This window comes from uncultured Porphyromonas sp., assembly GCF_947254915.1.
Classification (GTDB): Bacteria; Bacteroidota; Bacteroidia; order Bacteroidales; family Porphyromonadaceae; genus Porphyromonas.
The window spans coordinates 1-10,796 of the sequence record NZ_CAMYEZ010000076.1 but is presented as its reverse complement, the minus strand read 5'-3'; the positions used below and the strand labels follow the sequence as shown (position 1 = coordinate 10,796).

Here is a 10,796-nt window from a genome sequence, read left to right as displayed (position 1 = left end):
GAACTTTGATTTCTTTCTTCCGAAGTTTCATTTCATTCTTCCGAAGTTTTATTTCTCGGCTCCGTGGAGAATTTTCGTTTTCTCCCTGGAGCTTTCGGATTTTCCACCGAGGGGAGAGATTAGAAGTTAGAGGTTAGAGTGAGACGTCACCCTGTAGGGACGCACGATCTGTGCGTCCGTTGTAGTACAGCAAGACGAGTAGCGGTTGTAGGGACGCACGATCTGTGCGTCCGTCCCCGTTAAAGCCTTGACAATGTAACCTTTGACACAACGGACGCACAGATCGTGCGTCCCTACAGCGGGCTACACGTCCAATGGCTCCATCGCCCCCTAAGCCGTGGGTGTGCCGACCGCTAAGACACCGACAGAGACCTGCGCTAGGGGGGTGTCTGTCAGAGCATTGAGCGCAGCCGTGAGGGTTGCGCCAGTCGTGAGCACATCGTCTAGGAGTAGGATGTGGCTATCTGGGGGGATCGCTTCGCTACCTAGTGTGAAGCTCCCGAGCATAGCCTCTAGACGGTGCGTGCGGTCACGGTGTGTCTGACTACCCTGAAAGCGTGTACGTCGCAAAGCGTGAGCCAAATAGGGGATGCCTGTAACGGAGGAGATACCCTCGGCCAGGAGCGTCGCCTGATTGTACCCTCGCTCTAGTTCACGGACCAGCGTCAGCGGTACGGGGATGATGTAGTCTATCTGCTCCTGCCCGAGCGGTAGGAGCGTCCCCATGAGACGACCCATATACCTTGCTAGTGGCTTATTGCCGTGATACTTGATGTCGTGGACGATCTGTGCCATCGCATCGTCACGAGCGTAGAGATAGGGAGCCAGTATCCTGCGAGGCATCGGCTGGGCTCCACGCAAGCGATCCAGCGCACCGACCGTATGCTCGTGATAGCGTCCCAGCGCGCCTTGACAGGTGAGGCAGAGTGGCGGAGCATTCGGCGGGAGTAGCGTGTGACAGACGGGACACCAGCGCGGGTAGAGGAGCTGTAGGAGCGACTCACGAGCCGTTGCCCACCAACCTTGTGGCGGTGGCGGAGCGATGCGTCCTGCGGAAGGGCTTTTCGTCGGTTTGTGGCTCATAAGGGCTCGGCAGCTTTTACGCTTTACTCTTCCTCCAACTCGTTAGCCTCTTCCTCCTCCCGCATTCTCTGGAGTACCTCTTGCAGCGCTTCGTACACTTCGCTCTGGTGGTAACCACGCCCCACGCCGTAGCGCATCATCTTGTCAAAGAGCGCGCGAGGCGTTCGTGCCGAGGTGCGACGTAGCTTGTTCTCAAGAAGCTCAGCGAGGGAGTAGTTCGGTTGTTCCTCCTCGAGGATCTCTGGCAGCACCGCCTCAATGATCTCCGTTGGCACCTCCTGCATACGTAGCGCCTGACGTATCTTGTGGGGGCCCTGGCTCATGTCCCGATAGCGTGTGCGGGCATAGCTCTCGGCATAGCGCTGCGGGTCATAGTAGCGACCCTCCTGGAGCAGGGCGAGGTACTCGTCAATCTCGTCCGAAGACACCTCCCGACGCATTAGGAAAAGGCGCAGATTGCGGGGCGAGCGCTCGGCACGTGCGCAGTAGTACTTGGCTTTGTTGAGTATATCGGTGTCCATAGGGTTTCGTTTTTACTGAAAGGTGGCTTGTACAAATCGCTCTCGGCCCGTCAAGTCTTTGAGTACTTCTGACGAAATGGCTCCCGCCTGCTCGCATAGCCCCGCCACCTCATGCGCCAGCTGGTGATGCGTCTCGCAGTAGAGCGTGAGTGGTGCGTGGGGCGAGCGAATCTGTGGCACGAGCGCCACGAGCGCACGGTAGTAGCGGAGCGGATCAGCGTCTGGTACGAAGAGCGCCTCACGAGGCTCGCCCACGAGAACATTGGGGCGCATCGTCGCTTGGTCGCATTCGGGGATATAGGGTGGGTTGCTCACCAAAAGGTTTATCGGGAGGAGCTTGGCGGGGATGCCTTTCCCCTGACACCAGGCGAAGAGGTCTCCACGGAAGAGCTGGACGGTGACACCTGTCTGACGAACGTTTTGCTCTGCATAGTGTAGCGCCTGCTCCGACTGATCCATCGCATAGAGGCTCCATTGAGGGCGCTCGCTACCTATATAAATAGGTATGCAGGCAGAGCCACACCCCACGTCGAGGAGCCGCTGGGGAGCATCCTCCGTGGCGGGGTGACGAGCGAGGATCAGTTCGCACAGCTCGGCCGTCTCGGGGCGTGGTATGAGCACTCCCCTACCGACAGCTAGGTCAAAAGAGCCGAAGGGCGCCACCCCTAAGATGTACTGAATCGGCTCGTCGTGCGTCAGTCGCTCGAGGGCTTGGCAGAGCCAAGTGGCTTCCGTGTCGGACAATTGTCTAACTTTGCGGTCAAGCAGATAGTTTGTCTGACTAAGCCTGGTGATATGCTGTAGGAGCATTTCGCTCATAGCCTGACGCTCCCGCGCCTCGGCATAGTAAGCGGGCAGCGCCTCCGCTATCACAAGAGCCGCATCACACAGCGTCATACCAGCAACTATCATAGCCTCACTCATTTGTAGCGACCTTTATCCTGATGAAACGTACAGCACCTACCACACCAGACGAGATCTATATGCAGCGCTGCCTGCAACTCGCAGCCTTAGCGCAGGGGCGCACCAGTCCCAATCCGATGGTCGGCTCGGTAATCGTCTACAAAGATAAGATTATTGGCGAAGGTTACCACCATTATGCGGGGGCGCCGCATGCCGAAGTGATGGCGTGGCGTAGCGTCCCCGAGGAGATGCGGAGCCTTGTCGGCGAGGCGACCTGGTACGTGAGCCTAGAGCCTTGCGCTCACTACGGCAAGACACCGCCCTGTGCGGAGCTCATTGCGGGGCTGCGACCTGCCCGAGTGGTCATTGCGATGCTGGATCCTTTTGCTAAAGTGGACGGACGAGGCGTGGCACGCCTACACGAAGCGGGTATCGAGGTCTCGATCGGTTGCTTGGAGCAAGCGGCGATTGCGCTCAACCGCCACTTCCTCGTGGCGCAGACCTTAGGACGACCCTACGTCACGCTCAAGTGGGCCGAGAGTGCCGACCACTACATCGATCGCCTGCGTCACGATGCGAGCAAGGCACCTTACATCTTCAGTTCGCCACTCCGACAGCGCTCAGTGCATCGTCTGCGTGCGCTCCACGACGCGATCTTGGTGGGGCACCACACGGCCGAGCTGGACGATCCACTCCTGACCAATCGCTCGGGTAGTGGTGGTCAGCCGATCCGTCTCCTCTGGTGTCACAGTCGTCTGCCTTGTCCGGAGCTACGTATGCTACAAGACGCCACGGCACCAACGATCATACTCCTCCCGCCTGCTCTCCTCGAGCAAGTACCCGACGGGCAATACCCGCCTCACGTCTCCTGCCTCGCCACGACTGGCGAGGTGCGCGACCTGCTCACGCTCCTGCGTAGTCAAGGCATCGAGTCGCTCCTCGTCGAGGGAGGCGCACAGGTCTTGCAGCGCTTCCTCGACGCAGGTCTCTACGATGAACTCAACATCGAGCATGCCCCCGTCGAGCTCCTCAACGGCGTCCCCGCCCCTCACTTAGAGCTAGTGTGAAGCGATACGGCGCTGGAGGAGAAGACTATTGACGACAACGCAGATGGAGCTGAGCGCCATGGCGGCAGCGGCGATGGCGGGCGTGATGGCTAAGCCCCACCGTGTGAAGAGCCCGGCAGCGATCGGGATGGCGATCACGTTGTAGAGGAGCGCCCAGAGGAAGTTGAAGCGGATCGTGCGTACCGTCTGCCGTGCTATCTCGGTTGCCTCGACGAGGAGTGACAGGTCGGGCTTGGAGATGACCAACTGCGCCATAGAGGTGGCTAGATCGCTCCCCCCAGCGAGCGCTACACTCACATCGGCTCGTGCTAGCGCTTGACCATCGTTGACCCCGTCGCCGACCATCGCTACGACGAGTCCCTGCTCTTGTAGGGAGGCGAGGATCGTCTCTTTGTCTTGGGGCATGAGCTCGGCATGCACGGTGTCAATACCTATTTGCTGAGCGATGCGCTGCGCCTCTGGCTCTCTGTCGCCTGTGAGCATAAAGAGCTTTTTGCCTTGAGCCTTGAGCTGTGCGATGGTCTCGGCAGCGTGTGGCGTGAGTGTGTCGGAGAGGGCTATGATGGCGATGAGCTGCGCTCCCTGCGCCACATAGACGAGCGAGCCAGTGAGGTCGCAAGGTGGTATTGACGCAACGCCACCCTCGGCAATCCAAGAGGCGCGACCGATGCGTAGCTCTCCCTCGGGTGTGGTGACGAGCAAGCCTTGTCCAGGTTGCTCGGTGACGGTTAGTTCGCTGATCGTAGCTCCCTGCGCCTCGCCATACGCCACGATAGCTTGCGCCAGTGGGTGCAGGCTGTGCTGCTCGGCAGAGACGATGAGCGAAAGCTTCGCCATGCGCTCCTCTTCAGGGATGAACCATTGCAATTCGGTGACTGAGGGGCGACCAAGGGTGAGCGTCCCCGTTTTGTCCATGAGGAAAGCATTGACACGAGGTAGCGTCTCCAGTGCGGTAGCTTCCGCAAAAAGGATGTTTCGCCGTGCGGACTCGCCCACGGCCACGGTCAAGGCGGTCGGAGTCGCTAAGCCCAAGGCGCAGGGGCAGGCGATCACGAGGACGGAGATAGCGTAGCGTGCGGCTAGGTCTAGCGCGCCTGGCTCTACGACCCAGTACCAGAGGGCAAAGGTGAGCAACCCGAGGAAGAGTATGGCGGGAACGAAGTATTGTGCGATACGATCGGCCAAGAGACGTAGCGGGGGCTTGTCCGCTAAGGTCTTGCGCACGGTTGAGACGATGTGTCCCAGAGCGGTGTCGGCGCCGACGCTTTCGGCACGCACCTCTATGGCGGTGGAGAGGCAGATGGTACCGGCGAAGACTTTGTCTCCCTCGCCACGTGACACAGCTTCCGACTCACCTGTGATGGTTTGTTCGTTGATGTGGGTTACGCTTTGCGAAGTGATGACGCCATCGACAGGGATGGCTTCGCCAGGGCGTACCCGCACGGTCATGCCTGGCTGAACCAACTGCAGAGGCACACGGCGTGTCTCCTCGCCCACGACGAGCGATGCCTCACGAGGGGTCAAGTCGAGGAGCGCCCGCAAGGCTCTAGCGGTCGAGGCGGTGGCGCGCTGCTCTAACCACTTGCCGATCAGGACGAAGGCGGGGATCATCACCAGCGCATCAAGGTAAAGGTGTAGCTGATGTCCCTCCGCGCCGTAGGCTAGGAGCAGGCCGATGACGGAGCAGGTGGTGCTGAGGGAGACCAATGTGTCCATTCCCATAACGCCTCGCCTGAGTTGCTTCACAGCTCTCCAGTGAAAAGGTCCCGCCACGTAGAGGTATGCTACGAGTGCCACCAGCGGAGCAACCCAACGCTCGCCAATGGCTCCCAGCAGATACATCCAGATCATCACGCCGATGGTCAAAGCTGCGCCGATGGCTGTGCGCCAAGCGAGTTGACGTGCCGAGCGACGCTCTTGCTCCAGCGCTTGGCTCACCGCCTCGGTCTCATCGGTCGTCAGAATGAGCGAGAAGCCGAGCGAAGCGACCTGCTCAGCGATCTGCTCGCGGGTGATTTGCTCCGCATCGTACACTATATATAAGGAGTGGGTGTCGATCTGCGCTGTCGCCTCTAGGACGCCCGTGACACCTTGCAGTTTGTTTGTCACGGCAGCTGCGCAGCCAGCGCAGTGCATGCCGACGATAGGGATATATTCGGTTGTTTGTTTCATAATGAGTTTAGATAAAAGCGGAGAAAGTCATTTCTCTCTCTGAGACAAAGATACGACAACTTAATCGCCACTGGGTTGCAAAACGTATATTCCACCCATGAATGCAACTTCTCAAAGCTAATCGTTCTACACTTCACAAGTCGTTTAGCTCACTGAGATGCGTAGCCAGCTATACTACGGACGAAAGGTCTGGCGACCCGTCTAGCGGGGCCACTCGACGACCTCTAGGTTGTGCGGTCGTCCTGAGGAGATTTGCAAACGTATGAGCGTACGGCTCTGGTGCCACCCACTACGCCCTGCAGCGCCTGGGTTGATATGTAGCAAGCCTGGACGGGACTTGTCGGGCATTACCTTGAGGATATGACTATGCCCCGAGATGGTAATCATCGGATGCTCACGCCACGGCGTAAGATAAGGGGCGAAGATACGCTCGTAGTGTCCTGGGTAGCCACCAATATGTGTCATGACCAGCTCCACGCCTGCCACCTCTGTGTGAACCACCTCTGGGAGCTGTGCATGTAGCGTAGCATCATCAATGTTGCCATACACAGCAAGCGTGGGGGCAATGGCTTGCAATCGCTCTAATACCTGAGGAGACCCGATATCTCCCGCATGAAAGATCAGATCACACTCGGCAAGCGCCTTGCAGATCTGATCATCGATGTATCCGTGCGTATCGCTTAGGATGCCGATACGCTGCTGCGCTTTCATAGAGCCAGTTATTGCTTGCTACTCTTGCGACCGCTGGAGCGACCTTTGCGCTGTGAGGAGCGACCTTTGCCTTGGGGCTTTCCACGCCCTTTACCTTGTGACCTGCCACGGCCGTTGCCTTTGCCTCTAGAGGAGCCACGACTATGGGTGCGTTCGTTGGGAGCGTAGGTAGGAGCCTCGCCGAGGGAGGGGTCTAGCGGGATGCGGTAGATCTCCTGCTCAAGGAACTGCTCCAAGCGTGCGAAGTCTTGCTGATCACTGGGCGAAACGAGCGTGATCGCCAGGCCCTTGCCATCAGCGCCACGTGCGGTACGGCCGATACGGTGAACGTAGTCCTCAAAGTCGTGTGGCACCTCATAATTGATCACGACCGCAATGTCGTCAATGTCGATTCCACGCGCCACGATGTCGGTGGCTACGAGCACTTTGATGCGTCCCATACGGAAGTCTCTTAGGACCTCCTCACGGCGCTCCTGCGACAGGTCTGAGTGCATCTCAGCGACTGGCAAGCCGTCTCTGGTAAGTGTCTGAGCAAGTGCGTGGACGGTCGCCTTAGTTCCCGCAAAGATGATGGTGCGTGACACCTCGGACTCGGGATTTGCAAAGAGGGATCGAATGATCGGAAGCTTCTGTGCATCATAGCAGATGTACGCAGTCTGCATGATTGACTTAGGGGGCTTTGCCACAGCCAGCTCGACAAGGACGGGGTCAACGAGGATACTCTCCGAGAGCTTGAGGATCTCCTTCGGCATCGTTGCGGAAAACATCACATGCTGGCAATCCTCAGGCAGCGCCTTGTAGATCTCCATAATGTCTTCGTAAAAGCCCATATCGAGCATGCGATCCGCCTCGTCTAGCACGAAGTACTGCACATGCGATAGGTCACACGCTCCGAGGCGTAGCATAGAGAGGAGTCGGCCAGGGGTAGCGATGACGATGTCTGCGCCAAGCGCCATGCCTCGTCTTTGCTGCTCCCAGGCGATGCCGTCAGTGCCACCGTAGATGGCAAGCGTAGAGACCGAGACGTAATAGCCGAAGCCCTCGACCTCCTGATCGATCTGCTTGGCGAGCTCTCGTGTGGGCGCCATGACGACGGCCCCGAGATGCTCCTTGGGTAGCTCTTGGCGTGCTACCTTGTTGAGGAAGGGGAGCAGATAAGCTGCCGTCTTGCCCGAGCCAGTCTGCGCACAACCGATGACGTCTCGCCCCTCTAGGAGCGGGGGGATCGTCTCCGACTGGATGGGAGAGGTCTCTACAAAGTTCATCGCATCCAGTCCATCGAGGACCTCATCCTCTAGATCTAGTTCGTAAAAGTCCATCAGCTTATCATCTTATATGAGTAACGGAAGGTATCACTGCCGCAAAAGCTGCTCAGCCACGGCTCGTGATACGCCCCAAAGGAAAAAGCGAGACGCAAGTCACAGAGGTAGGAAAGGACTTCATGCTCCTCCTACCGTCTGCGCCTTGCGTCCGATTGTTTTAGAGTGAAAACTCTTCGTTGGTCTTAGCGTGACTACTTATTGACCTCAGCCATATGAGCGATGAGGCAGAGCACCTTGTTAGAGTAGCCCCACTCATTGTCATACCAAGCGACCACCTTGACGAAGGTGTCCGTCAGAGCGATACCAGCCTTAGCGTCGAAGATAGAGGTGTGTGGATCGCTCACGAAGTCCTGGCTCACGAGTAGCTCGTCGCAGTACTCCATGATCCCCTTGAGGTTGGTCTCCGAAGCCTTCTTCATAGCAGCGCAGATCTCGTCGTAGCTAGCGCCACGCTTGAGCTGTACCGTCAGGTCCACGACAGATACGTCCATCGTAGGCACGCGGAAGGACATACCCGTGAGCTTACCATTGAGCTCTGGGATCACCTTGCCGACAGCCTTAGCAGCGCCCGTCGAGGAGGGGATGATGTTGCCGATAGCGGAGCGACCGCCACGCCAGTCCTTGAGAGAGGGTCCGTCCACCGTCTTCTGCGTAGCCGTAGCAGCGTGCACCGTAGTCATGAGACCCTGCTCTACGCCGAAGTTGTCGTTGAGCACCTTGACCAGCGGAGCAAGACAGTTCGTCGTGCAGGATGCGTTAGAGACAAACTGTGTACCGCGGACATACTTCTCAAGGTTGACACCCGTGACGAACATAGGAGTGTCATCCTTAGAGGGAGCCGACATGACGACATACTTAGCGCCAGCCTCGATGTGTCCCTGCGAAAGCTCCTTGGTGAGGAAGCGACCTGTACTCTCTACGACATACTCTACGCCAGCAGCGCCCCAGTTGATCAGTCGCGGCTCCTTCTCAGCCGTCACACGGATCTTGCGTCCATTGACTACGAGCATGCCATCCTGTACGTCGACCGTCCCGTCGAAGCGTCCGTGTACAGAGTCATACTTGAGCATATATGCCATATACTCGACATCGATGAGGTCGTTGATTGCTACTACCTCGAGATCGTCACGCTTCATCGAAGCGCGGAAGACTAGTCGACCGATACGACCAAAACCATTGATACCTACTTTTGTCATGAGAGTTATATTGTATTTTTAATGTGTATGCAAGCGTTTGCACAAAAGCGGATAAACTCCCCCGAGAGGAAGCACTCCTATTACTCGTACAAAGTTAAGCATTAAATGTTTGCGGTGCAACCTTTCACCACAGATTGGCACCGCCGCACACAATTCCGGCTAATTCCTATTTTGAAGTGCTGGGGGCATATCGACAATAGGAATTAGCCCTCTAAATATACACTTTCTGGGACACTTCCTTTTTTTTACTGGATGTCTAGCAAGAGTGTGACGGGGAGATCAAACACCTCCTGATGTGGCTTAACAAACGCATCATGGGTGTCGTGATTAACCTCTGCTTGTTGGTTGCGGATAACAGCCTTTTTGTCTATAAACTTCAAACGAATGGTTATCGAAGGCATATCGCTCCCAACTACCTCTGTAGGTAGTCTCTCTATGATGAGCTTTGGCTTACCAGTCTCAAAGAGTATGAGATTAGCCCAAGCCTTCTTGTCATTTGCTCGAATTAGATGCTCCGTAGTGTAAGGTCCTTTGTAGCCATTTTGGATGAACTCATAGAGCGAGGGGAAGCCAAAGAGGACAATCGGGGTCAAGTCACTCCCCACGGGATAGTCTGCACCAAAGCTTGCATTGTTGCTAACTATGGATATGTCCTTGAACTCCCAATAGAGTGGTCTGTCGGGGATATAGTACTTGGTATACTTCTTCTTAAAGTGGACATCTTCAGAGCTAACTACTGGGAGGCGACGATAATAGGCCGTATCTCCAGTCTCTTTACAGAAAGATCTCCCATCCCAATTGAGATTTCCAGCAATAGCAAGATAATCTATATTATGAAGCTTTCCATCTGCGATACGACACTTGAAAGGGCGAGGCTTAAGCATCTCTGCTTCACTCAGAGTATCGAATATCATCTGATATTCATTCACTGCTAGATAACTTGGAGACACCGTCTCAAATACAAACTGTCTAGATGTAATCTCCTTCTGAGGACCTATGCAACCTATCGCTAAGAATGTAGCAAAAAGGAGCATAGAGCTTATCAACACCAATGTTTTTACTTTGGTCATAGCATTCGATTCTTTATTAGGTTACTTCCAGATGTGAAAAGTAGAGATATCATAGTACTCTCCATAAGGGTGTGAGCTTCGCAGGGTTGGTGTCCCCTGATTCGCATTTATAACCCATGGTGTAAACCAACCATTTGAATCTCCATGCCATCCCCAGTTAGTAGCGATGATGTCTGCTGTACGAGTACAGGAACAGACTACTGATATTGCTATCGCACTGGATAGTAGGAATAGAGCCTTACCGCTAAATACAAATACTGATAGGTCTTTCATATCTCTCGTTGTATTAATTGCAAAACAGTTTTCAGACAAGTCCTCCCCCTATTCGCAGACAAAGATAGTAATATATCTTATCGAGAGTATCCCTGAAGGTGTGTATTTGGAGATCGCACATTTGTCAAGTGCAACCACAGTTACAAAGGTAGAAAAAACTTCATTCTTGAGAAATTGCGTTAGCGGGTGGAATGTACGGCTCCGCAAAGCGTACGAGTAACGACTTCTAGCCCGTCTCTCTGCTCTACAAACAGATGCCCACGTGGAAATTCTCAAAACCCCACGTAGAAAACAAAAATTCTCCACGTGGATGCGAAATGAAACTTCGGAGGAATGAAATGAAACTTCGGAAGAAGCAAATCAAAGTTCCGAAGAATTTTCCCATTCCTCCGTGGATAATCAAAAATCTTCACCGAGGTATTGTCCTATTTCCTCTATCTTTTGAGTTTCTTCATAGAGATGTCTATGAGAGTTCTTC

The 10,796-nt window shown here is 55.4% G+C and carries 9 protein-coding genes; 1 reads left to right on the top strand and 8 read right to left on the bottom strand.

The window, feature by feature from the left end; all coding sequences use genetic code 11:
- Nucleotides 1-330: 330 nt before the first annotated feature.
- From Q0X57_RS05610 to Q0X57_RS05600, 3 genes are read right to left on the bottom strand one after another with little or no spacing between them, the layout of a single operon-like run.
- Nucleotides 331-1,083, bottom strand: a complete 753-nt coding sequence (locus Q0X57_RS05610) for a phosphoribosyltransferase family protein (RefSeq protein WP_297728826.1) — start codon at nt 1,081-1,083, stop codon at nt 331-333.
- A 23-nt stretch (nt 1,084-1,106) separates the two neighbouring features.
- Complete coding sequence (locus Q0X57_RS05605; RefSeq protein ID WP_297728824.1) at nt 1,107-1,604, bottom strand: regulatory protein RecX; 498 nt, start codon at nt 1,602-1,604, stop codon at nt 1,107-1,109.
- A 12-nt stretch (nt 1,605-1,616) separates the two neighbouring features.
- Entirely contained in the window at nt 1,617-2,528 is a 912-nt protein-coding gene (locus Q0X57_RS05600; protein ID WP_297728821.1) for a HemK/PrmC family methyltransferase, read from the bottom strand.
- 20 nt (nt 2,529-2,548) lie between these two features.
- Here Q0X57_RS05600 and ribD point away from each other — a divergent pair, with 20 nt between their 5' ends.
- Nucleotides 2,549-3,574, top strand: coding sequence for a bifunctional diaminohydroxyphosphoribosylaminopyrimidine deaminase/5-amino-6-(5-phosphoribosylamino)uracil reductase RibD (ribD, locus tag Q0X57_RS05595; protein WP_297728819.1), 1,026 nt, complete (start codon nt 2,549-2,551; stop codon nt 3,572-3,574).
- Here ribD and Q0X57_RS05590 read toward each other — a convergent pair.
- From Q0X57_RS05590 to Q0X57_RS05570, 5 genes are all read right to left on the bottom strand, one after another.
- Entirely contained in the window at nt 3,566-5,746 is a 2,181-nt protein-coding gene (locus tag Q0X57_RS05590; RefSeq protein WP_297728816.1) for a cation-translocating P-type ATPase, read from the bottom strand. The genes ribD and Q0X57_RS05590 overlap by 9 nt on opposite strands.
- Before the next feature lie 201 nt (nt 5,747-5,947).
- Nucleotides 5,948-6,457 (bottom strand): metallophosphoesterase family protein, encoded by a 510-nt coding sequence (locus tag Q0X57_RS05585; RefSeq protein WP_297728814.1) that lies wholly within the window; start codon nt 6,455-6,457, stop codon nt 5,948-5,950.
- An 8-nt stretch (nt 6,458-6,465) separates the two neighbouring features.
- Nucleotides 6,466-7,776, bottom strand: a complete 1,311-nt coding sequence (locus tag Q0X57_RS05580; protein WP_297728811.1) for a DEAD/DEAH box helicase — start codon at nt 7,774-7,776, stop codon at nt 6,466-6,468.
- A gap of 194 nt (nt 7,777-7,970) precedes the next feature.
- Nucleotides 7,971-8,975: a type I glyceraldehyde-3-phosphate dehydrogenase gene (gap, locus tag Q0X57_RS05575; RefSeq protein WP_007364614.1), complete on the bottom strand. Its 1,005-nt coding sequence runs from the start codon at nt 8,973-8,975 to the stop codon at nt 7,971-7,973.
- Nucleotides 8,976-9,220: 245 nt separating this feature from the next.
- Nucleotides 9,221-9,889 carry a hypothetical protein gene (locus Q0X57_RS05570; RefSeq protein ID WP_297728807.1) on the bottom strand — a complete coding sequence of 223 codons (669 nt, stop codon included), beginning with the start codon at nt 9,887-9,889 and terminating at the stop codon, nt 9,221-9,223.
- Between the last annotated feature and the right edge of the window lie 907 nt (nt 9,890-10,796).

Coding starts and splice junctions, on each gene's coding strand:
- Q0X57_RS05610 (WP_297728826.1), bottom strand. CDS start 1,083: ATGAGCCACAAACCGACGAAAAGCCCTTCCGCAGGACGCATCGCTCCG.
- Q0X57_RS05605 (WP_297728824.1), bottom strand. CDS start 1,604: ATGGACACCGATATACTCAACAAAGCCAAGTACTACTGCGCACGTGCC.
- Q0X57_RS05600 (WP_297728821.1), bottom strand. CDS start 2,528: ATGAGTGAGGCTATGATAGTTGCTGGTATGACGCTGTGTGATGCGGCT.
- ribD (WP_297728819.1), top strand. CDS start 2,549: ATGAAACGTACAGCACCTACCACACCAGACGAGATCTATATGCAGCGC.
- Q0X57_RS05590 (WP_297728816.1), bottom strand. CDS start 5,746: ATGAAACAAACAACCGAATATATCCCTATCGTCGGCATGCACTGCGCT.
- Q0X57_RS05585 (WP_297728814.1), bottom strand. CDS start 6,457: ATGAAAGCGCAGCAGCGTATCGGCATCCTAAGCGATACGCACGGATAC.
- Q0X57_RS05580 (WP_297728811.1), bottom strand. CDS start 7,776: ATGGACTTTTACGAACTAGATCTAGAGGATGAGGTCCTCGATGGACTG.
- gap (WP_007364614.1), bottom strand. CDS start 8,975: ATGACAAAAGTAGGTATCAATGGTTTTGGTCGTATCGGTCGACTAGTC.
- Q0X57_RS05570 (WP_297728807.1), bottom strand. CDS start 9,889: ATGATATTCGATACTCTGAGTGAAGCAGAGATGCTTAAGCCTCGCCCT.